Consider the following 20,228-nt stretch of genomic DNA (forward strand, 5'->3'; position numbering starts at 1 on the left):
CCGGCCGCCCCTGCGCCGCAGGTTCCCCCGCTATACTGAAATCACAAGCTGCAAGAGCAGCGATGCAGGGGGGGACATCATGAACATCAACCATTCTTTCGAACTGTCGTCGGTGATGATCGCGTTCGCGGTCATCGGCGTCGTCGCGATCGGCGGCCTGCTGGCCACGATGCATCTGAAGCACAAATATCATCCGAACCTGATCGGCGCGCTGATCGGTGCGCTGCTGTGCTTCCTGCTGATCGAGGCGTTACCGGCGCTCACCTGACGCGCTGCCCGGCGCGAGCGTTTGAAGGAAATCGTCTACGGTCGGATAGCGCAACGTCACGCACAATTCGGCCTTGAGCCGTGCGTTGGACAGGCGCCGCGACTCGCGCATGAACGACAGCAGCGTCGGCTCGAGCAGGCGCTCCGCGTCCGCGCGGCTGACGCGCGGCGGCCTCGGCAGGCCGAGCGCCTGCGCGACCCGGTCGAAATACTCCCCCATCCGCAGTTCGGTGTCGTCCGACGCGTGCACGACGCGCGCCGGCTTGCCGCGCTCGGCCGCACGGCGCAGGATCGCCGCGAGATCGTCCGCGTGGATGTGGTTCGTGTACACGTCGTCGGCCGGCTCGAGCGCCGGCGTGCCGCGCTCGAGCCGCGCGAGCGGCAGGCGGTTCGCCGCATAGATGCCGGGAATGCGCACGATGCGCGCCGACAACGCGCCGCGCACCGTCGCCGCGCGCAGTTGCCGCTCGGCCGACACGCGCCGGAACGCGCGCGGGTTCGCGGGGCGCAGGGGTTGCGTTTCGTCGATGCGCGCGCCGCCGCAATCGCCGTAGACGCCCGTCGTACTGGCGTAGACGAGCCTCGGCGCGCGAAGACCGTCGGGTACAATACGCGCTGCCCGAACGGGCGCGCCGGCCTGTCGCGCCGCGCTGCGCAGCGTTCGGAGCCGGCCGGCCGCCGGTGCCGGCGGCGCCGCCGGCCGACGCGCGGGCATGGACGTTGCGGCGATCAGCGCACGCGTGCGCCGGTCGTCGCGGCCGTCGGATTGCGGCGGCGCGAGATGCAGGATCGTGCGGGCGAGGCCCGCGAGGCGGCCGAGCGTCGCCGGGCGATCGAGATCGCCGACGATCGGCGTCGCGCCTACGGCGCGCAGTTCGTCGCGGCGAGCCGGGTGGCTCGTCAGCGCGAAGATGCGCAGATTGCGGCGCGCGTCACGCCATTGCGCGACGCAGCGCATGCCGACGTCGCCGCAGCCGACGATCAGTACGCGCGGCCGGCGCAGGATTCGTGTCGCGATCATGTTGGTTGCGAAATCAGTAGCCGCCGTTGCGCGACGCGCAACGGTTTTGCATTGTAGCTGCCGTGCGCGACACGCACGGTCCCCCCATTTTGTTCTAGTTTGGTTCTATGGCATTCAACGTCACTCTCAAGCAAAGCGGCCGGCAGTTCCAGGTCGAGTCGGACGAAACCGTGCTGGCGGCCGCGCTGCGCCAGAACGTCCATCTGCCGTACGGCTGCAAGAACGGCGCGTGCGGCTCCTGCAAGGGCCAGATCGTGTCGGGCCAGATCGAACAGGGTCCGCATGCCGCGTCGGCGCTGTCCAACGACGAACGCACGCGCGGCCTCGCGCTGCTGTGCTGCTCGAAGGCGCAATGCGATCTCGAGATCGACGTGCGCGAGATCGCCGGCGTCGACGGCGTGCAGGTCAAGAAGCTGCCGTGCCGGATCGCCGCGCTCGAACGCAAGGCGGACGACGTGATGGTCGTGAAGCTGCAGTTGCCGGCCAACGAACGCCTGCAGTACCTCGCGGGCCAGTACGTCGAATTCATCCTGAAGGACGGCTCGCGCCGCAGCTACTCGATGGCGAACGCGCCGCACGAGGAAGGCCCGATCGAGCTGCACATCCGCCACATGCCGGGCGGCAAGTTCACCGACCACGTGTTCGGTGCGATGAAGGAGCGCGACATCCTGCGCTTCGAAGGCCCGCTCGGCACGTTCTTCCTGCGCGAGGATTCCGACAAGCCGATCGTGCTGCTCGCGTCGGGCACCGGCTTCGCGCCGATCAAGGCGATCATCGAGCACGTGAAGCACGCGGGCATCACGCGCCCGATGACGCTCTACTGGGGCGCGCGCCGCAAGAAGGACATCTACCTCGCCGAACTCGCCGAGCAGTGGGCGCGCGACATCCCGAACTTCAAGTACGTGCCGGTGCTCTCCGAGCCGGACGATGCCGACCAGTGGACGGGCCGCACGGGCTTCGTCCATCGCGCGGTGATCGAGGACCTGCCCGATCTGTCGGGCCACCAGGTGTACGCGTGCGGCGCGCCGGTGATGGTCGAATCCGCGCAGCGCGACTTCACGCAGCACCACGCGCTGCCGGCCGACGAGTTCTACGCGGACTCGTTCACGAGCGCCGCCGATCTCGCGCATCCGGTCTGAGCGCCGGGCGCGCCCTCGCCCCGCTGCGCGCCGCCCGTGTCACATTCGTGGCATCGCGGCGGTTTACAGTGGGGCGCGGGATGCCTTATGCTTGCGCACATGAACCGCTTCCTGTCCGCTCCCCGACGTCGCCGCTCGCCGCTCCGCCCGGATGCCGCCGGCTCGTCACGGACTCGCGCGTAACCCTCCTCCGCTTCACCGGTTACGCACAAGCTGTTCGACCCACCAGCCACGGCCTTCCGTGGCTTTTTTATTGCCCCTTTCCTTTCAACGCCCGCTGGAGTCTGCCGCCATGCCCCTGAACGATTATCCGATCGACTCGCTGATGTACATCACGAACCGCCCCGACATCGTGTTTACGCACGGCAAGGGTTCGTGGCTCTACGATCACACGGGCAAGCGCTATCTGGACTTCATCCAGGGCTGGGCCGTCAACAGCCTCGGCCACTGCAACGACGGTGTCGTCGAAGCACTGAAAACGCAGGCCGACAAGCTGCTGAACCCGTCGCCGGCGTTCTACAACGAGCCGATGGCGAAGCTCGCGGGCCTCCTCACGCAGCACAGCGTGTTCGACAAGGTGTTCTTCACGAACAGCGGCGCGGAAGCGAACGAAGGCGCGATCAAGCTCGCGCGCAAGTGGGGCCGCAAGTTCAGGAACGGCGCGTACGAGATCATCACGTTCGATCACAGCTTCCACGGCCGCACGCTCGCGACGATGTCGGCCAGCGGCAAGCCGGGCTGGGACACGATCTACGCGCCGCAGGTGCCGGGCTTCCCGAAAGCCGAACTGAACAACATCAACTCGGTCGAGAAGCTGATCACCGACAAGACCGTCGCGGTGATGCTCGAACCGATCCAGGGCGAAGGCGGCGTGATTCCGGCCACGCGCGAATTCATGCGCGAGCTGCGCGCGCTGACGAAGCAGCACAACCTGCTGCTGATCGTCGACGAAGTGCAGAGCGGCTGCGGTCGCGCGGGTACGCTGTTCGCGTACGAACTCGCCGATATCGAGCCGGACGTCATGACGCTCGGCAAGGGCATCGGCAGCGGCGTGCCGCTCGCGGCGCTGCTGTCGAAGGCCGATGTCGCGGTGTTCGAGGCCGGCGACCAGGGCGGCACGTACAACGGCAACCCGCTGATGACGGCGGCCGGTCATTCGGTCATCTCGCAGCTCGTCGCGCCCGGCTTCCTCGAAGGCGTGCGCGAGCGCGGCGAATACCTGAAGCGCAAGCTGCTCGAGCTGTCGGAGGAGCGCGGCTTCGAGGGCGAACGCGGCGAAGGCCTGCTGCGCGCGCTGCTGCTCGGCAAGGACATCGGCCCGCAGATCGTCGAGAAGGCGCGCGACATGCAGCCCGACGGCCTGCTGCTGAATGCCGCGCGGCCGAACCTGCTGCGCTTCATGCCCGCGCTGAACGTGACGACCGAAGAAATCGACCGGATGATGGCGATGCTGCGGTCGATCCTCGACACGCTGTAAGGAGACCGCCGCGATGGATGCCGCCGCCGATGCCGTCGTGATCCGCCCGTTCGAACGCGCCGACACCGATGCCGTCCTCGCGGTATGGCGCGACGCGTTCCCGCAGTACGACGAAGCCGGTGCGCCGCCGCACCGCGATCCGCTGCGATCGATCGAGCTGAAGCTCGCGACGCAGCCGGAGCTGTTCTTCGTCGCGACCAGCGGGGCGCGCGTCGTCGGCACGCTGATGGCCGGGTTCGACGGACATCGCGGCTGGCTCTATTCGTTCGGCGTCGCGAACGACGTACGCCGGCTCGGTGTCGGCCGCGCGCTGATCGCACATGCGGAACGCGCGCTCGCCGCGCGCGGCTGCCTGAAGATCAACCTGCAGGTGCTGCCCGGCAACGACGATGCATGCCGCTTCTACGCGGCGCTCGGCTATCGCGTCGAGGAGCGCATCTCGTTCGGCAAGACGCTGCCCGCCGCGTAACGCGGCCGCCGGCCGCGGCACGGCTCAGCGCGTGATCGGCCCCGCGCCCGGCAGCGGATTGCCGAGCGCGTCGGTCGGCACGGCCTGCTGCTCGAACGCCGCGAAATACGCGGCCCACTGCGTATCGCTCACGCGCACGATCAGCGCGCCGTCCTGCCACACGTCGTTGTGGTCGTTGCGGTCGTCGCCCGCACGGTGCAGGTAGTTCGAGCCGGTCGAGCCCTGGTTCATGTGCGTGTCGTGGATGCCGTTGCCTTGCGCATACGTGCGGCCGAACACGACCACGTCGAGCCCTTGCGACTGGGCGGCATTGACGAGCCGCAGCAGCGACGGGATCGGCTCCGCGTGCTCGGTGCCGTCCATCACGGCGCTCGCGCGCCATGCCCCCGTCTCGTTCAGGATGTCGCTGCGCAGATAGTCGAGCGCAGGTAGCGCGGTGTGCCCGGTGAGGTCCGTATAGCCTTCGGCTGCGGCCGCCAGCGTCGCCGTGATCGGATGATGGAAATCGTAGACGAGCTTGTAGTTCAGCAGGTCGTCCGCATCGTTGGTGCCGACGTTGATCGCGACATCCCAGTCGCCGCTCGGCAACGCGAGCGTCAGGTGGATGTGATACTGGATCTCGCTGCCGTGCGGCGAGCCCTTCAGCTGCGCCACCGACGTCACCTTCGCCTTCACGAAACCGTAGTCCAGACTCATGCGTGCTCTCCGTATCGCGATGGATCGACCATGCTACGCCGCCCGCGTGTCGGTTTGCGGACGGCCGGTCGCGGACGGCCGGTAGCGGACGGCCGGTTGCGGATGGCCGGTAGCGGACGGCTGCCGGCAAACCGACACGCTGCCGTGTCCCGCACCGCGTCGCCGGCCTCGCTACCCGATGAATGGAGTCGCATCTGCGATGCACAGTTCGCCGCCGGACACGCCGGACGAAAAAAAAGGCCGTCACGGCATCCCGTGACAGCCTTTCGACAGCCCTTGCGCGACGCGCCAGCATCCGCCGCCGCACCGGGCCCGCTCATTCATTCGCCGAGATACGCAGCCCGCACCTTCGGATCGTCGAGCATCTGCTTCGCGTCGCCTTCCATCGTGACCGTGCCCGAATCCATCACGTAGCCGCGGTCGGCCGCCTGCAGCGCGAGGCGTGCATTCTGCTCGACCAGCAGCACCGTGATGCCTTCCTTCGAGATCTCGCGCACCACTTCGAAGATCTTCTCGACCATGATCGGCGACAGGCCCATCGACGGCTCGTCGAGCAGCAGCAGCTTCGGCTTGGAGAGAATCGCGCGCGACATCGCCAGCATCTGCTGCTCGCCGCCCGACAGCGTGCCCGCGAGCTGCGTCGCCCGTTCCTTCAGGCGCGGGAAGAAGCCGAACATCCGGTCGACGTCCTTCTTGATCTGCTCGTTGTCGTTGCGCAGGTACGCGCCCATCTGCATGTTCTCGATGATCGACATCCGCGCGAAGATCCCGCGGCCTTCCGGCACCATCGCGAGGCCGCGCTTGAGCAGTTCGTGCGACGGCACGCCCTTGATCGACTTGCCGTCGTACTCGATGTCGCCCGCCGAATACGGCTTCAGGCCGGTGATCGCCTTCATCGTCGTGGTCTTGCCGGCGCCGTTCGCACCGATCAGCGTCACGAGCTCGCCCTGACGGACTTCCATGTCGACGCCCTTGACGGCCTGGATGCCGCCGTAGTTGACCTGCAAGCCCTTGATTTTCAACATTGCCGCTGCCATCAGTGCACCCCTGCGCCGAGATATGCCTCAATCACCTTCGGATTCTTCTGCACGTCCTGCGGCAGACCCTCGGCGATCACCTTGCCGTAATCGAGCACCGTCATCCGGTTGCACAGCCCCATCACGAGCTTCACGTCGTGCTCGATCAGCAGGATCGTGCGGCCGTCCGAGCGGATCTTGTCGAGCAGGCGCGTGAGTTCGACCTTCTCGGTCGCGTTCATCCCGGCGGCCGGCTCGTCGAGCGCGAGCAGCTTCGGATCGGTCGCGAGGGCCCGTGCGATTTCCAGACGACGCTGGTGACCGTACGACAGGTTGCGCGACGTGTAGTCGGCGTACTGCAGCACGCCGACGTATTCGAGCAGCTCGATCGCGCGCTCCTTGATCTCGCGCTCTTCCTGACGTTCGGCCGGCGTCTGGAACACCGCGCCGAGCAGCCCGTGCTTGGTGCGCACGTGGCGGCCCACCATCACGTTCTCGAGCGCCGTCATCCCGCCGAACAGGCGGATGTTCTGGAACGTGCGCGCGATGCCGGCCTTGGCCACCTGGTGCACGGCCGTCGGCGTGTAGTTCTGGCCGTCCAGCTTGAAGTCGCCGGAGTCCGGCGTGTAGAGGCCCGTGATCACGTTGAAGAACGTCGTCTTGCCGGCGCCGTTCGGGCCGATCAGGCCGTAGATCTCGCCTTCCTTGATCTGCAGGCCGACGTCGGACAGCGCCTGCAGGCCGCCGAAACGCTTGTTCACGCCCTGCACGGACAGTCGGATTTGCTTGTCGCTCATGTGTGTATCCCCTTGTCCGTCGGTTAAGCGCGCACCGGCTTCTTGCCGTTGCGCTTCGCCAGTTTCGCGATCTTGTCCTCATGCTTCGGCGCGGGCCACAGGCCTTCCGAGCGGTACAGCATGATGATCACCATCGCGAGGCCGTACAGCGCCTGACGGATCACTTCGGTATCGACGACGTCATGACCGAACAGCGCATGCTGCAGCGGGCTCATCGTCGAGCGCAGGAATTCCGGGAAGATCGCGAGCAGCACCGCACCCAGGATCACGCCCGGGATATGGCCCATGCCGCCGAGCACCACGCAGGCGAGCACGACGATCGATTCCCAGAACGTGAACGACTCGGGCGACACGAAGCCCTGGAACGCGCCGAACATCGAGCCCGACAGGCCGCCGAACGACGCGCCCATCGCGAACGCGAGCAGCTTCACGTTACGGGTGTTGATGCCCATCGCCTTCGCCGCGATCTCGTCTTCGCGGATCGCTGCCCACGCACGGCCGATACGCGAGTGCTGCAGACGCGTACACACCCAGATCACCAGCAGCGAGCAGAGCACGAACAGGTAGTAGTACATGTAGACCGACGGCAGCTGGAAGCCGAACAGCGTATGCGTCTGCGACAGGTTGAAGCCGCCGACGTGCACCGGGTCGATGCCCGTGATCCCCTTCGGGCCGTTGGTGATGTTCACCGGACGGTCGAGGTTGTTCATGAAGATCCGGACGATTTCACCGAAGCCGAGCGTCACGATCGCCAGATAGTCGCCGCGCAGGCGCAGCGTCGGCGCGCCGAGCAGGATCCCGAAGGTCGCCGCGAGCGCCATCGCGATCGGCACGATGATCAGGAACGGCACGTGCAGGCCGTTCGGCGCAAGCGCCGCGATCCACTCGAACTGCGAGGTCAGGTGCGGCGAGCTCAGCAGTGCCGCCGTGTACGCGCCCACCGCGTAGAACGCGATGTAGCCGAGGTCGAGCAGGCCGGCGAAGCCGACCACCACGTTCAGGCCCAGCGCGAGCATCACGTACAGCATCGCGAAGTCGAGCACGCGGACCCAGTAGTTGCCGCCGGCCGAGCCGATCACGATCGGCGCGGCGATCACGAGGACCGCGGTGAGAAGGCCGATGACGACGGTCTTGGCGGTGTTGCGCTCTTCGACGAGCGACGTCGACGATTCGATCGGTTGAATGGATGTCATGTTGTTTGCTCCCCTTCCGTTACGCGCGATCCGCGACCCGTTCGCCCAGCAGGCCCGACGGGCGGAACACCAGCACGACGATCAGCACGATGAAGGCGAACACGTCCTGGTAGTTGCTGCCGAATACGCCGCCCGTGAGGTTGCCGATGTAGCCGGCCCCGAGCTGCTCGATCAGGCCGAGCAGCACGCCGCCGACCATCGCGCCGCCGAGGTTGCCGATCCCGCCGAGCACCGCCGCGGTGAACGCCTTCATGCCGGGGATGAAGCCCATGTAGAAGTGCACGTTGCCGTATTCGGACGCGATCATCACGCCGGCCAGCGCGGCGAGCGCGGAGCCGATCATGAAGGTTGCCGAGATCACGAAGTTCGGGTTCACGCCCATCAGGCTCGCGGTGTTCGGGCTTTCGGCGATCGCGCGCATCGCGCGGCCGAGCTTGGTCTTGTGCACGAGCAGCAGCAGGCCGCCCATCACGATGAACGCGACGGCGATGATCACGATTTCGGTGACCGAGATCACGGCGCCGGGCGTCGTGTCGGTCGCCTTGATCACGTTGATCGGGTCGGTCGGCAGCAATTGCGGGAACGGCAGAGGGTTGCGCGACCAGATGATCATCGCGGCCGTCTGCAGCAGGATCGACACGCCGATCGCGGTGATCAGCGGCGCGAGACGCGGCGCGCGGCGCAGCGGCCGGTACGCGACGCGCTCGATCGTGAAGCCGACGAACGCACAGACGACCGCGGCGATGCCCAGGCCGATCGTCAGCGTCGCGACGTTGCCGAGTCCGGGAAAGTGGTTCTGCAGCACGGTGATGGCCGACAGCGCGACCATCGCGCCGATCATCAGCACGTCGCCGTGCGCGAAGTTGATGATGCCGAGAATGCCGTACACCATCGTGTATCCCAACGCGATGATGGCGTACACACTGCCGAGCACCAGCCCGTTGAGAACCTGCTGGACGAAAATATCCATTTAAAGCTCCTTGGCCCATGCTGCCGGAGGACGTTGCGCCCCGCGGGTAAGCGAGGAATCGCGCCTTCTCGGCGACACTGCGGGTACTAGTCGATACCGGTAAGGGTGGATCGTCCCGGCGCGCGCCGCCCGGCCTGTACGGCCGGGCCTGCCGCCGGAGCGGATACAAAAACGGCACCGCACTGTTTCGGTGCCGTCATGAGTCCCGTCGCTAAATCGTCACGACATCGAGGACGGTGTTCGTGGCCTCCTTGAAGTCGTGGGGCAGCATGCCGAGACGGCCGTCGTCCGGTTGCCCGGCCTCCGTGCCTTGGCCCGTCCGATGCCACGCAAGCATCGCGCCCGGACGGAGCGGATTCCGCGCCGCGTCGCCCGGCAAGGCGTTGCGGCAATCGCGCCCGACTTCCGTCAGGACTGCATCGGAATCCATCGTACGAACCAGGCTGCGCGCCCCGACACGGGCGGTTGCGGCGGCACGCCGTTTCGTCGAATCGAATCGACGGGGGGACAGTGGCCTCGGCACGCTGCCGGCAACGCCGCGATCGTCCGGCATCCGTCGACCGGCCGCTTGCCGCGACGCAGCCTGCATGCCCGCTGCCGGCCCGTTCGTCGGGCCAAGCGCGTGGATTTCATCGATCGTCAAACGTGCCCCGTATTCCGTGTCCCTGCCCAGTTGCGCGAGACGGCGCGCCGATGGCGCTCCCCGTCCGCTTCCGGCGACGCGCCCGCCGCTGGCCGATGGTGGTGCCGCGAACCCCGCAGCCTCCCTGCCCGCCCCGTCGTCGCTCTTTTTGCTGCAGCCGGCAAGGATTGCAACCGGTGCGGCGACGGACACGGCGTAAGCCAACTTCACATGCATTGAATGGTCTCCCGCGCCTTGCCAAAACCCGATTTCAAAGCCATTCCGGCTTGAAAACGGGCGCATTGTAACTCCATTTATAGGACGCCAATATTCCTGATTCGATGGGGTTTTCCTGCATTGCAACCAATTTTGAGACACGATTGGACGCGGCCGGAGCAACCGGGTTGCACCACGATCGGGAATCATGGTTGCGATCGCAATTTCGACGCACGAAAAAAAGCGCGCCGGGAGGCGCGCTTCGGTGTTCCGCGGGTGCGATGCGGCAATCAGGCGGCGGGCGGCAGGTTCAACCCGCGCGGCAGCGGAAACGACACGTTTTCCTCGATGCCGTCGAGTGCGCGGACGTTGCGCACGCCGAGTTCGCGCAGCCGTGCGATCACGGCCTGGGCGAGCACCTCGGGCGCCGACGCGCCGGCCGTCACGCCGATGCGGCGCTTGCCGGCGACCCATGCCGGATCGATCTGGTCGGGCGCATCGACCATGTACGCGGCCACGCCGCGCTTTTCCGCCACTTCGCGCAGCCGGCTCGAGTTCGAACTGTTCGGGCTGCCGACCACGATCACGACGTCGCATTGCGGCGCCATGAACTTCACCGCGTCCTGGCGGTTCTGCGTCGCGTAGCAGATGTCCTGCTTCTTCGGTTCGCGGATCTTCGGATACTTCGCCTTCAGCGCGCCGATGATCTCGGCCGCGTCGTCGACGGACAGCGTCGTCTGCGTGACGAGCGCGATGCGTTCGGGATCGGCGAGCTCGAGCTTGTGCACGTCCTCGACGCTTTCGACGAGGTGCATGCCGCGCTCGACCTGGCCCATCGTGCCTTCGACTTCGGGATGGCCCTTGTGCCCGATCATGACGATGTCGACGCCGTCCTGGCGCATCTTCGCGACCTCGACGTGCACCTTCGTGACGAGCGGGCAGGTGGCGTCGTAAATGCGCAACCCGCGCACGTCGGCCTCGTCGCGCACGGCTTTCGACACGCCGTGCGCACTGAAGATCACGGTGTTGCCGGCCGGCACTTCCTCGAGTTCCTCGACGAAGATCGCGCCCTTCTTCTTCAGATCCTCGACCACGTACTTGTTGTGGACGATTTCGTGACGCACGTAGATCGGCGCGCCGTGCATCGCGATGGCGCGCTCGACGATCTCGATCGCGCGGTCGACGCCCGCGCAGAAGCCGCGCGGCTGGGCCAGCAGGATTTCGGCGTCGGCGGCGACGGTCTGTCCGGACAGCGTATCGGTGGTACTCATGATTACAGGATTCCGATGATTTTCACTTCGAACGTGAGCGCCTGGCCCGCGAGCGGATGATTGAAGTCGAACAGCGCCGAGGTCTCGCCGACCTCCTTCAGCACCCCCGCGTAGCGACCGCCATCCGGTGCATTGAACTCGATGAGTTCGCCCGGCGTGAAATCGTCGCCGACCATTCCGTTCTCGCGCAGCGTCGACAGCGTCACGCGCTGGAGCATGTCGGGATTGCGGGGACCGAACCCCTGATCGGGGGCTAGCTGAAAAGTCGAGTGGTCGCCGACCCGGAGCCCGAGCAGAATCTGTTCCAGCGACGGCGCCAGTTGCCCCGCGCCCAGCAACAGCGTGGCCGGCTTGTCCGAGAAGGTGTTGACGATGTCGGCGCCGTCGGCCAGTGCCAGCCGGTAATGCAACGTGACGTGGGAACCGGGCTTCACTTCGGATAAATCGATGAGGCTCATGAATTACTCGTTCAGTCGGCGCCCGATACGGCCGAATGGCCCGGCGCAAAACCAATATTGTAAGTCACCTGAGCGTGCAAGGCGGAAAGTGCGACGACGTTGCACCCGCCGCCCGCCGCCAATGGAGTTCCGATCATGCCGTCACCCCGCCTCATCGCGCCGTCGGCCGAATGCCGCGACACCGCCGACGCGCCGGCCGATCCGCCCGGCCGCGTCATCCCGATCAACCGCCGCAGGCGCCGCTCGGGCGACTGGCGGCCCGAGCGGCCGCGCGAACGGCTGGTGGAACGCGGGCCGGCCGCGCTGACCGACGACGAGCTGATCGCGCTGCTGCTCGGCACCGGCAAGCCCGGTCACGACGTATTCGTCACCGCCCGCAGGCTGGTCGAGCAGTTCGGCACGTTGCACGGGCTGCTCGAAGCGACCACCGACGATTTCGAGGCGCACCCCGGCATCGGCCCCGCACGCTCCGCGCGGCTCGTCGCGGTCACCGAGATCGCGCGGCGCATGCTGGTGGAGAAAGCGGAAGAACGGATGCAAATCGACTCGCCCGGCGCCGTCGAGGATTGCCTGCGACTGAAGATCGGCACGCGCCAGTACGAAGTATTCATGGCGGTCTATCTCGACGCGCGCAACTGCCTGATCGACATGGAGGAAATCGCGCGCGGCTCGCTCACGCGCATGGCCGTCTATCCGCGCGAGATCGTGCGCCGCGCGATGAAACGGAACGCCGCGGCGCTGATCGTCGCGCACAACCATCCGTCGGGCGCGGTGCAGCCGAGCGCGGAAGACCGCCGCCTGACCCGCGTGCTGAAAGACGCGCTCGAGCTCGTCGACGTGCGGCTGCTCGATCACATCGTCGTCGGCGTCAGCGATACTTTTTCGTTCGCGCGGGCCGGTTGGCTGTAGACTGTGGCGCGGCGGCCCGTCCCGAGGCGCCGCAACGGCGAAGCGAAATTAGGTTTGATTTTTCTGAGCTTTTTCTGCTAGAATCGCCGTCTGTCTTTTTTCCAACCAGTTCTAGCCATCGAAGGGCCTTGTCTGTAAGGGCTACGGCGTTCTGAGTGCAGCCATGGATCACGTGGCGGTGCGATGGAACCTTCACCGGCGATCGAACCCCGAATTTAGCGTATTAGGAGTGCTCTCATGGCACGCGTATGCCAAGTAACTGGGAAAGCGCCGATGAGCGGCAACAACGTTTCCCACGCCAACAACAAGACGAAGCGTCGCTTCCTGCCGAACCTGCAAAACCGCCGGTTCTGGGTAGAGAGCGAAAACCGCTGGGTGCGCCTGCGCGTCTCGAACGCCGGCCTGCGCCTGATCGACAAGAACGGCATCGATTCCGTGCTCGCTGACCTGCGCGCACGCGGCGAAGCCTAAGCCCAAGGAGCACAATCATGGCAAAAGGCGCCCGCGACAAGATCAAGCTCGAGTCGACCGCTGGTACGGGTCACTTCTACACGACCACGAAGAACAAGCGCAACATGCCGGAAAAGATGGCGATCAAGAAGTTCGATCCCGTCGTCCGCAAGCATGTGGAATACAAAGAAACCAAGATCAAGTAATCTCCGGTTTCTGCCAGCCTGACGGCGACCGAAAAGCCCCGCACCTGCGGGGCTTTTTGTTTTGGCGCGCACGCTCAGGCTCCCGACGCGGTATGCTCTCCCCTTTCCGCGGCCGCGGCCGCCGGAACGCACAAGATCAAAAGCGTAACGATGGAGATGCAGCATGAAATTCGACGTGGCGATCGTCGGCAGCGGCCTGGCAGGGCTGTCGGTCGCACTCAACCTGGCCAGCACGCGGCGTGTCGCGCTGATCGCGAAACGTTCGATGATGGAGGGGGCGAGCGATAACGCGCAGGGCGGCATCGCGGCGGTCCTCGACTCGGCGGACAGCATCGAGAACCACGTCGACGACACGCTGGTCGCCGGTGGCGGCTTGTGCGACGAAGGCGCGACGCGCTACATCGTCGAGCACGGCCGCGAAGCGATCGAATGGCTGATCTCGCAAGGCGTGCCGTTCACGAAGGACGACGCGGCCGAACTCGGCTTTCACCTGACGCGCGAAGGTGGCCACAGCCACCGCCGGATCATCCATGCGGCCGATGCGACCGGCCATGCGGTGCTGGCGACGCTGTCGGCGCGCGCGCGCCAGCATCCGAACATCACGTTCTTCGAAAACCACCATGCGATCGACCTGATCACGTCGGACCGGCTCGGCCTGCCCGGCCGCCGCTGTCACGGCCTGTATGCGCTCGACGTCGACAACGACCGGACGATCACGATCGAGGCGCCGCATACGGTGCTCGCCACCGGCGGCGCCGGCAAGGTCTACCTGTACACGACGAATCCCGACACCGCGACCGGCGACGGCATCGCGATGGCGTGGCGTGCCGGCTGCCGCGTGTCGAACATGGAATTCATCCAGTTCCACCCGACCTGCCTGTTCCATCCGTACGCGAAGTCGTTCCTGATTTCGGAAGCCGTGCGCGGCGAAGGCGGCCTCCTGAAGCTGCCCGACGGCACGCGCTTCATGCCCGCGCACGATCCGCGCGCCGAACTCGCGCCGCGCGACATCGTCGCCCGCGCGATCGACTTCGAGATCAAGAAGCGCGGGATCGACTGCGTGTATCTCGACATCAGCCACCAGCCGGAAGCGTTCCTGCGCGAACATTTCCCGACGATCCATGCGCGCTGCCTCGAATTCGGCATCGACATCGCGAAACAGCCGATTCCCGTCGTGCCGGCCGCGCACTATACGTGCGGCGGCGTCGTCACCGATCTCGCCGGCCGCACCGATCTCGCCGGCCTGTATGCGGTCGGCGAAACGTCGTACACGGGGTTGCACGGCGCGAACCGGCTCGCGAGCAACTCGCTGCTCGAATGCCTCGTGATCGGCCGCGCGGCGGCCGGGGCGATCGAGGCGGCCGGTTTCGACGCCGACGCGCCCGCCACGCTGCCCGCCTGGGACGAAAGCCGCGTGTCGGATGCGGACGAGGAAGTCGTCGTTGCACACAACTGGGACGAACTGCGCCGCCTGATGTGGAACTACGTCGGCATCGTGCGCACCGACAAGCGCCTCGAGCGCGCGAAGCACCGGCTGTCGCTGCTGCGCGACGAAATCCACGAGTACTACGCGAATTTCCGCGTGACGCGCGATCTGCTCGAACTGCGCAACCTCGTCGACGTGGCCACGCTGATCGTGAAGAGCGCGCACTCGCGCCGCGAAAGCCGCGGGCTGCACTACAGCCGCGACTGGCCGCATACGCTGCCGAAGGCATTGCCGAGCGTGCTCACGCCGCGCGTGCGCCGCTGAGCGGCGCGCCGCCCTTCCCCGCTGCGTCCGCAGCACAAGAAAAAAGCCGCTGGCGTTTGCGCGCCAACGGCTTTTGTCTGTTTGGACGACATTCGATCAGTCGACGATCCGCATCGAATAGTCCGTCGCCCGCACGTCCTTCGTCAGCGCGCCGATCGAGATGCGATCGACGCCCGTCTCCGCGAACGTGCGCACCGTATCGAAATTGACGCCGCCCGATACTTCGAGCACGGCCTTGCCATCCGCCACACGCACCGCTTCGCGCATCATGTCGAGCGTGAAGTTGTCGAGCAGCACCGACTGCGCGCCATGCGCGAGCGCCGTGTCGAGTTGCGCGAGCGTCTCGACTTCGACCTGCACGGGCACGCCCGACTCCAGCGCGAACGCCGCATCGAGCGCCTCGCCGACACCGCCAGCCGCCGCGATGTGGTTTTCCTTGATCAGGATGCCGTCGTACAGCGCGAGACGCTGGTTCTCGCCGCCGCCCACGCGCACGGCGTACTTCTGCGCGAGCCGCAGCCCCGGCAGCGTCTTGCGCGTATCGAGGATCTTCGCGCGCGTGCCTTCGACGCGATCGACGTAACGTCGCGTCGCGGTCGCGACACCCGACAGCAGTTGCAGGAAGTTCAGCCCGTTGCGCTCGGCCGTCAGCAGCGCGCGCGCCGGCCCTTCGAGTTCGCACACGGTCGAATCCGCCGTCATCCGGTCGCCTTCGCGATAGCGCCATTGCACGACGATCGACGGATCGATCCGGGCGATCACGGCGTCGAACCACGGGACGCCGCACAGCACGGCTTCCTCGCGCACGATGATCCGCGCCCGGCGGCGCTCGCCGGCCGGCACGAGCCGCCCGGTCTGGTCGCCGGTGCCGACGTCTTCGGCGATCGCATCGGCCACGTTGCGCGCGATCGCTGCGTCGAATGCCGCGCCGTATTGCGCGCGGACGGCTTCGAACAGCGGCGAGACCGCAGTCGCGGCGCCTTCCGCCGGGCCGCCCCCGGGGGAGGCGGCCGCCCCCTCGGTCGACAGCGAACGAATGTCAGCGTGAGGGCCGTTCATTACGCTGCCCCCACGTTCGCAAACAGTTGCTGGTCGCGCTGCAAATCGCCGCTCGCCTGCACGCGCTTCTTGTGCGCGGCCGCGAATTCGAGCATCCGGTCGATCGGCAAACGCGCGCGCTCGCCGATCGCGGGATCGACGAAAATCTCGTTGTGGCCGCGTTCGAGCACGTCAGCCAGGTTCGCGAGGCCGTTCATCGCCATCCACGGGCAGTGCGCGCAGCTCTTGCAGGTCGCGCTGTTGCCGGCCGTCGGCGCCGCGATGAAGGTCTTGCCGGGCGCCGCAAGCTGCATCTTGTGCAGGATGCCGAGATCGGTCGCGACGATGAAGCGCTTCGCGTCGAACTTGACGGCCGCGTCGATCAGTTGCGTGGTCGAACCGACGACATCGGCCTGCGCCACGACGTTTTCCGGCGACTCGGGATGGACGAGCACCTTCGCGTCCGGATATTCGGCGCGCAGCAGGTCGAGCTCGATGCCCTTGAACTCGTCGTGAACCAGACACGAGCCCTGCCACAGCAGCATGTCCGCGCCGGTCTTCTTCTGGATATAGCTGCCCAGATGGCGATCGGGGGCCCAGATGATCTTTTCGCCGCGCGCGTGCAGGTCGGCCACGATCTCGAGGCCGATCGACGACGTGACCATCCAGTCCGCGCGCGCCTTCACGGCCGCACTGGTGTTCGCGTAGACGACGACGGTACGGTCCGGATGCGCATCGCAGAAGGCCGAGAATTCGTCGACCGGGCAGCCGAGGTCGAGCGAACAGGTCGCGTCGAGATCGGGCATCAGGATCCGTTTGTTCGGGCTCAGGATCTTCGCGGTTTCGCCCATGAAGCGCACGCCGGCGACGACCAGCGTCTGCGCGTCGTGATCGCGGCCGAAGCGGGCCATTTCGAGCGAATCGGCCACACAACCGCCGGTTTCGTCGGCGAGTTCCTGCAGTTCGGCATCCACGTAGTAGTGGGCGACCAGCACGGCCTTTTCACGGGCGAGCAACGCCTTGATGCGCGCCTTCAGCGCAGCGCGCTCCTCGGCGGACGGCGCCTCGGGCACCTTGGCCCACGCCTGTCCCACGCCGCATACGGTCCCTGCGGCGACGGGCCGGTCGTACTCGACGGGTTTGATCGTCGATTGCATCTCCATATCTCCTGTCGATCGGAGTTAGCGCTTTAGCGCTTACTCCGATCCCATGCTTCGCGGTCGATCAGAGTTAGTGCTTTAGCGCTTACTCCGATCCCATGCTTCGCGGTCGATCAGCGTGGGCGCTTCGGCGCCCTGCCCCGATCCCATCCCTTGCACTCGCCCGGGGCGCCCACTTGCCACCGCCCCAAGCCTCATACCCATTCAGGCGCTGCCGATCCGTCAAAAACCAGCGGCCCAAATGAAAAAACCCCGCCAACGCGGGGTTTGTGACGTCCTGAGATTCTAATCGATTTCGAATCAGGCGTAGCGACGCAGGCGCGTCGCGAATTCCTGCAGCGCCTTGATGCCGCTTTGTTCTGCGCGATGGCACCAATCCTGCAATTGCGCGAGCAGCTGTTCGCGCGACGCGGTCGAACGATCCCAGATCGCGGCGAGATCCTGGCGCAGCTGGAAGTACGTATGCAGCTTCTGGCTGTTCGCGAAGATCTCCGGCAGCAGCTTTTTCTGCGGCTCGTCGAGGCCGTCGGCATCCTTGTGGAACCACTTGCGCGCGCTACGCATCAATTGGTACTTCTCGCTCGAACCGAGCTCCTTCAGGTGCGCGAGCTCCTGGCGGTACGCACGCTTCACGGCCTTGCCGTAGCGCGCCATCACTTCGTAGCGGTTCGACAGCACGGCCTGCAGCGTTTCCTGGTCGAGCACCGTCTTCGGCTTGTTCAGGCGCGGCGTGGGCGCAACCTTCTTCACCTTGGCGAGACCGAATGCCGACATGATCCGGATGTACATCCAGCCGATGTCGAACTCGTACCACTTGTTCGACAGCTTCGCCGACGTCGCGAACGTGTGGTGGTTGTTGTGCAGCTCTTCGCCGCCTATCACGATGCCCCACGGGAACAGGTTCGTGCTCGCGTCGGCCGAGTTGAAGTTGCGATAGCCCCAGAAGTGCCCGAAGCCGTTGACGACGCCCGCCGCCCAGAACGGGATCCACACCATCTGCACGGCCCACACGGTCAGGCCGAGCACGCCGAACAGCGCGACGTCGATCACCATCATCATGCTGATGCCGAGGATCGGGTACTTCGAGTAGAGATTGCGCTCGAGCCAGTCGTTCGGCGTGCCGTGGCTGAACTTGCGCATCGTCTCCTCGTTCTTCGCTTCCGCGCGGTACAGCTCGGCGCCCTCGAGGAACACCTTCCAGATGCCGCGCGTCTGCGGGCTGTGCGGATCTTCCTCGGTTTCGCACTTCGCGTGGTGCTTGCGATGGATCGCGGCCCACTGGCCGGTCAGCATCCCGGTCGTCATCCACAGCCAGAAACGGAAGAAATGGCTCGCGATCGGATGCAGCTCCAGCGCGCGGTGCGCCTGGCAGCGGTGCAGGTAGACCGTGACGCCGATGATCGTGACGTGCGTGACGGCGAGCGCGAACAGCGCGACCTGCCACCACGAAAAATGCAGAAGCCCGTGGGAAAGAAAATCGAGCAGGGAATTCAACAAGGCAGTTACCTGTGATGAGAGCGACGCCGGCTCATGCCAGCGTCAGAAAAATGAAAGCATACCGCGTGTAGACCAGAATTTTACTTCAACCGTTCCAAGTCTTTGTAAAAAATGAACATTTTCTTGCCCTGACGCAATCCGTCCAGTCCATGGGCGGACTGCGAAAGCCCCGCGATCCGGTTTCGACCGCGGAATCGGTACGATTGACCGCGCCCGCCCGCTACGCCGCCGGCGTGCGCGCGTCCCGCGCACCGTCGGCGGCCGCCGGATCGGGCCCGGCCGCCACGCCCGGCGCGGGAAAGCCGTCCGGCAGCCCGACCACGCGCACTTCGCGCTGCGGGAACGGAATCGAAATCCCGTGCTCGCCGAACAGCCGCCAGATGTTGCGGTTCACGCTCGAGCGCACGCCCGACGTGCCTTTCGCCGCATCCTCGATCCAGAAGCCGAGCTCCAGGTCGATCCCGTCCGCGCCGAAACTCACGAGATACGGGGTCGGCGCCGGCTCGGCCAGCACGCGCGGCACGTCCTTCGCGGCGTCGGCGAGCAACGCGAGCGCCCGCTCGACGTCGCTCGTGTACGCGACCTGCACCGCGACTTTCGCATAGCCGCGCGTCAGGTACGACGACTGGTTCTGCACGACGTCGGTGATCAGCTTCTCGTTCGGGATCAGCGTCTCGTTGCCGTCGAGGCCGCGCACGACCGTGTAGCGCGTGCGGATCTGCGTGACGACGCCCTGCAGCCCGCCGACGCTGATCGCATCGCCGAGCCGCAGCGAGCGGTCGAGCAGGATGATGAAGCCCGACACGTAGTTGCTCGCGATCTTCTGCAACCCGAAACCGAGGCCGACGCCCACCGCGCCGCCGAACACGCCGAGCACCGTCACGTCGATGCCGACGAGCGACAGCCCGATCAGGATCGCCGCGAACACGAGCAGCGCGCGGCCGACCCGCGACAGCACGACCTTCAGGTTCGCGTCGAGCGTGCTCGCGCGCGACAGGCGATCCTCGAGCACCGAACCGAGCCACATCGCGACCATCAGCGTCACGCAGACCCACAGCGCGCCGGAAATCACCGACAGCAGCGTGAGGTGCGCGGTCGCGACCCGGAACTGCACGCTGTCGAGCCAGCCGAGCACGTCGCGCTGGATGCCGAGCACGGTCATCACCATCGCGGCCCACACGACGGTCGACACGATCTTCTCGACGATCGACAGCCATGCGTGCGTGTGGCCGTCGCGCGCGAACACGCGCCGCGCGAAGAAGAACAGCACGTAGATCAGCCCGATGCCGAACAGCGGCACGAGCGCGAGCGCCAGCAGCGACGTCGACATGAACGGGTCGAACGCGAGCTGCGCGCCGCCGACGAACACGCTGCCGAACAGCGGAAACAGCGCACGCTTCAGGCTTTGCGCGCCCGCGCCCGGCGCGCGTCCGGCGGCCCGGCGCCGCGCGTCGATCCGGCCGTGCACGAAGCGCGCGGCCACCCACGCGAAACACAGTGCCCCGACGAGGATCGCCGCCTGCCAGATCATCACCGGCTGGTGGAAATCGCGAATCACCGACGCCAGCCGGTGCGACAGCAGGCGGCTCTGCAGAGTCTCCATCGT

The 20,228-nt window shown here is 66.3% G+C and carries 21 protein-coding genes; 8 read left to right on the forward strand and 13 right to left on the reverse strand.

The genetic code is table 11. The features are described from left to right. The first annotated feature begins 79 nt into the window (after window positions 1-79). Window positions 80-268: a hypothetical protein gene (locus WS54_RS26000; RefSeq protein WP_059782261.1), complete on the forward strand. Its 189-nt coding sequence runs from the start codon at window positions 80-82 to the stop codon at window positions 266-268. Here the strand turns inward: WS54_RS26000 and WS54_RS26005 are convergent. Continuing rightward, complete coding sequence (locus WS54_RS26005) at window positions 251-1,288, reverse strand: NAD-dependent epimerase/dehydratase family protein (RefSeq protein ID WP_034208167.1); 1,038 nt, start codon at window positions 1,286-1,288, stop codon at window positions 251-253. The genes WS54_RS26000 and WS54_RS26005 overlap by 18 nt on opposite strands. A gap of 107 nt (window positions 1,289-1,395) precedes the next feature. On the opposite strand from WS54_RS26005, the gene WS54_RS26010 reads away from it, so the two are divergent. The 3 genes from WS54_RS26010 (at window position 1,396) to WS54_RS26020 (ending at window position 4,373) form a co-directional block, all read left to right on the forward strand. Continuing rightward, window positions 1,396-2,427: a CDP-6-deoxy-delta-3,4-glucoseen reductase gene (locus tag WS54_RS26010; RefSeq protein WP_034208168.1), complete on the forward strand. Its 1,032-nt coding sequence runs from the start codon at window positions 1,396-1,398 to the stop codon at window positions 2,425-2,427. A 292-nt stretch (window positions 2,428-2,719) separates the two neighbouring features. Continuing rightward, a complete protein-coding gene (locus WS54_RS26015) occupies window positions 2,720-3,904 on the forward strand; it encodes an acetylornithine transaminase (protein ID WP_059782258.1) in 1,185 nt (394 codons plus the stop codon). 13 nt (window positions 3,905-3,917) lie between these two features. Continuing rightward, the gene (locus WS54_RS26020) at window positions 3,918-4,373 is read left to right on the forward strand and encodes a GNAT family acetyltransferase (protein WP_034208170.1); all 456 of its coding nucleotides are present in this window, start codon (window positions 3,918-3,920) and stop codon (window positions 4,371-4,373) included. Between the two features lie 24 nt (window positions 4,374-4,397). Here WS54_RS26020 and WS54_RS26025 read toward each other — a convergent pair whose 3' ends face one another. The 8 genes from WS54_RS26025 to WS54_RS26060 all read right to left on the reverse strand — a co-directional run bounded on the left by WS54_RS26025 (window position 4,398) and on the right by WS54_RS26060 (window position 11,612). Further along, window positions 4,398-5,069 carry a DUF2278 family protein gene (locus WS54_RS26025; protein ID WP_034208171.1) on the reverse strand — a complete coding sequence of 224 codons (672 nt, stop codon included), beginning with the start codon at window positions 5,067-5,069 and terminating at the stop codon, window positions 4,398-4,400. 320 nt (window positions 5,070-5,389) lie between these two features. Beyond that, window positions 5,390-6,106, reverse strand: a complete 717-nt coding sequence (locus tag WS54_RS26030; protein WP_006750046.1) for an ABC transporter ATP-binding protein — start codon at window positions 6,104-6,106, stop codon at window positions 5,390-5,392. Beyond that, on the reverse strand, window positions 6,106-6,882 hold the full coding sequence (locus tag WS54_RS26035) for an ABC transporter ATP-binding protein (RefSeq protein WP_034178806.1): 777 nt from the start codon (window positions 6,880-6,882) through the stop codon (window positions 6,106-6,108). Before WS54_RS26035 ends, WS54_RS26030 begins: the two co-directional genes overlap by 1 nt. Window positions 6,883-6,905: 23 nt before the next feature. Then, entirely contained in the window at window positions 6,906-8,075 is a 1,170-nt protein-coding gene (locus tag WS54_RS26040; protein WP_034208172.1) for an ABC transporter permease subunit, read from the reverse strand. 19 nt (window positions 8,076-8,094) lie between these two features. Next, on the reverse strand, window positions 8,095-9,045 hold the full coding sequence (locus WS54_RS26045) for a branched-chain amino acid ABC transporter permease (RefSeq protein WP_034208173.1): 951 nt from the start codon (window positions 9,043-9,045) through the stop codon (window positions 8,095-8,097). 211 nt (window positions 9,046-9,256) lie between these two features. Further along, on the reverse strand, window positions 9,257-9,904 hold the full coding sequence (locus WS54_RS26050; RefSeq protein WP_059782256.1) for a hypothetical protein: 648 nt from the start codon (window positions 9,902-9,904) through the stop codon (window positions 9,257-9,259). Window positions 9,905-10,173: 269 nt separating this feature from the next. Beyond that, on the reverse strand, window positions 10,174-11,154 hold the full coding sequence (gene ispH, locus WS54_RS26055; RefSeq protein WP_034208175.1) for a 4-hydroxy-3-methylbut-2-enyl diphosphate reductase: 981 nt from the start codon (window positions 11,152-11,154) through the stop codon (window positions 10,174-10,176). 2 nt (window positions 11,155-11,156) lie between these two features. Then, window positions 11,157-11,612 (reverse strand): FKBP-type peptidyl-prolyl cis-trans isomerase, encoded by a 456-nt coding sequence (locus WS54_RS26060; RefSeq protein ID WP_034208176.1) that lies wholly within the window; start codon window positions 11,610-11,612, stop codon window positions 11,157-11,159. A 135-nt stretch (window positions 11,613-11,747) separates the two neighbouring features. Here WS54_RS26060 and radC point away from each other — a divergent pair, with 135 nt between their 5' ends. The 4 genes from radC to nadB all read left to right on the forward strand — a co-directional run bounded on the left by radC (window position 11,748) and on the right by nadB (window position 14,927). After that, a complete protein-coding gene (gene radC / locus WS54_RS26065) occupies window positions 11,748-12,521 on the forward strand; it encodes a RadC family protein (protein ID WP_059782254.1) in 774 nt (257 codons plus the stop codon). A 237-nt stretch (window positions 12,522-12,758) separates the two neighbouring features. After that, on the forward strand, window positions 12,759-12,992 hold the full coding sequence (gene rpmB, locus WS54_RS26070) for a 50S ribosomal protein L28 (protein ID WP_004186391.1): 234 nt from the start codon (window positions 12,759-12,761) through the stop codon (window positions 12,990-12,992). A gap of 17 nt (window positions 12,993-13,009) precedes the next feature. Then, window positions 13,010-13,177 carry a 50S ribosomal protein L33 gene (rpmG, locus tag WS54_RS26075; protein WP_006478046.1) on the forward strand — a complete coding sequence of 56 codons (168 nt, stop codon included), beginning with the start codon at window positions 13,010-13,012 and terminating at the stop codon, window positions 13,175-13,177. Between the two features lie 163 nt (window positions 13,178-13,340). Beyond that, window positions 13,341-14,927, forward strand: coding sequence for an L-aspartate oxidase (gene nadB, locus WS54_RS26080; protein ID WP_059782253.1), 1,587 nt, complete (start codon window positions 13,341-13,343; stop codon window positions 14,925-14,927). Between the two features lie 96 nt (window positions 14,928-15,023). Here nadB and nadC read toward each other — a convergent pair whose 3' ends face one another. The 4 genes from nadC to WS54_RS26100 all read right to left on the reverse strand — a co-directional run bounded on the left by nadC (window position 15,024) and on the right by WS54_RS26100 (window position 20,225). Then, window positions 15,024-15,986, reverse strand: a complete 963-nt coding sequence (nadC, locus tag WS54_RS26085; RefSeq protein ID WP_236872775.1) for a carboxylating nicotinate-nucleotide diphosphorylase — start codon at window positions 15,984-15,986, stop codon at window positions 15,024-15,026. Next, the gene (gene nadA / locus WS54_RS26090; protein WP_034208752.1) at window positions 15,986-17,122 is read right to left on the reverse strand and encodes a quinolinate synthase NadA; all 1,137 of its coding nucleotides are present in this window, start codon (window positions 17,120-17,122) and stop codon (window positions 15,986-15,988) included. Before nadA ends, nadC begins: the two co-directional genes overlap by 1 nt. 303 nt (window positions 17,123-17,425) lie before the next feature. Next, a complete protein-coding gene (locus tag WS54_RS26095; protein WP_034208180.1) occupies window positions 17,426-18,622 on the reverse strand; it encodes a DesA family fatty acid desaturase in 1,197 nt (398 codons plus the stop codon). Window positions 18,623-18,842: 220 nt separating this feature from the next. Further along, entirely contained in the window at window positions 18,843-20,225 is a 1,383-nt protein-coding gene (locus WS54_RS26100; protein WP_059782251.1) for a mechanosensitive ion channel family protein, read from the reverse strand. Window positions 20,226-20,228 lie beyond the last annotated feature (3 nt).

The organism is Burkholderia sp. NRF60-BP8 (assembly GCF_001522585.2).
Classification (GTDB): domain Bacteria; phylum Pseudomonadota; class Gammaproteobacteria; order Burkholderiales; family Burkholderiaceae; genus Burkholderia.

What these genes read in the sequence shown, in the direction of transcription:
- nadC (WP_236872775.1), bottom strand. Translation starts at nt 15,986, where the DNA reads ATGAACGGCCCTCACGCTGACATTCGTTCGCTGTCGACCGAGGGGGCG.
- WS54_RS26015 (WP_059782258.1), top strand. Translation starts at nt 2,720, where the DNA reads ATGCCCCTGAACGATTATCCGATCGACTCGCTGATGTACATCACGAAC.
- ispH (WP_034208175.1), bottom strand. Translation starts at nt 11,154, where the DNA reads ATGAGTACCACCGATACGCTGTCCGGACAGACCGTCGCCGCCGACGCC.
- WS54_RS26050 (WP_059782256.1), bottom strand. Translation starts at nt 9,904, where the DNA reads ATGCATGTGAAGTTGGCTTACGCCGTGTCCGTCGCCGCACCGGTTGCA.
- rpmG (WP_006478046.1), top strand. Translation starts at nt 13,010, where the DNA reads ATGGCAAAAGGCGCCCGCGACAAGATCAAGCTCGAGTCGACCGCTGGT.
- WS54_RS26035 (WP_034178806.1), bottom strand. Translation starts at nt 6,882, where the DNA reads ATGAGCGACAAGCAAATCCGACTGTCCGTGCAGGGCGTGAACAAGCGT.
- nadA (WP_034208752.1), bottom strand. Translation starts at nt 17,122, where the DNA reads ATGCAATCGACGATCAAACCCGTCGAGTACGACCGGCCCGTCGCCGCA.
- WS54_RS26010 (WP_034208168.1), top strand. Translation starts at nt 1,396, where the DNA reads ATGGCATTCAACGTCACTCTCAAGCAAAGCGGCCGGCAGTTCCAGGTC.
- rpmB (WP_004186391.1), top strand. Translation starts at nt 12,759, where the DNA reads ATGGCACGCGTATGCCAAGTAACTGGGAAAGCGCCGATGAGCGGCAAC.
- WS54_RS26000 (WP_059782261.1), top strand. Translation starts at nt 80, where the DNA reads ATGAACATCAACCATTCTTTCGAACTGTCGTCGGTGATGATCGCGTTC.
- WS54_RS26045 (WP_034208173.1), bottom strand. Translation starts at nt 9,045, where the DNA reads ATGGATATTTTCGTCCAGCAGGTTCTCAACGGGCTGGTGCTCGGCAGT.
- WS54_RS26025 (WP_034208171.1), bottom strand. Translation starts at nt 5,069, where the DNA reads ATGAGTCTGGACTACGGTTTCGTGAAGGCGAAGGTGACGTCGGTGGCG.
- WS54_RS26040 (WP_034208172.1), bottom strand. Translation starts at nt 8,075, where the DNA reads ATGACATCCATTCAACCGATCGAATCGTCGACGTCGCTCGTCGAAGAG.
- WS54_RS26060 (WP_034208176.1), bottom strand. Translation starts at nt 11,612, where the DNA reads ATGAGCCTCATCGATTTATCCGAAGTGAAGCCCGGTTCCCACGTCACG.
- WS54_RS26030 (WP_006750046.1), bottom strand. Translation starts at nt 6,106, where the DNA reads ATGGCAGCGGCAATGTTGAAAATCAAGGGCTTGCAGGTCAACTACGGC.
- nadB (WP_059782253.1), top strand. Translation starts at nt 13,341, where the DNA reads ATGAAATTCGACGTGGCGATCGTCGGCAGCGGCCTGGCAGGGCTGTCG.
- WS54_RS26100 (WP_059782251.1), bottom strand. Translation starts at nt 20,225, where the DNA reads ATGGAGACTCTGCAGAGCCGCCTGCTGTCGCACCGGCTGGCGTCGGTG.
- WS54_RS26020 (WP_034208170.1), top strand. Translation starts at nt 3,918, where the DNA reads ATGGATGCCGCCGCCGATGCCGTCGTGATCCGCCCGTTCGAACGCGCC.
- WS54_RS26005 (WP_034208167.1), bottom strand. Translation starts at nt 1,288, where the DNA reads ATGATCGCGACACGAATCCTGCGCCGGCCGCGCGTACTGATCGTCGGC.
- radC (WP_059782254.1), top strand. Translation starts at nt 11,748, where the DNA reads ATGCCGTCACCCCGCCTCATCGCGCCGTCGGCCGAATGCCGCGACACC.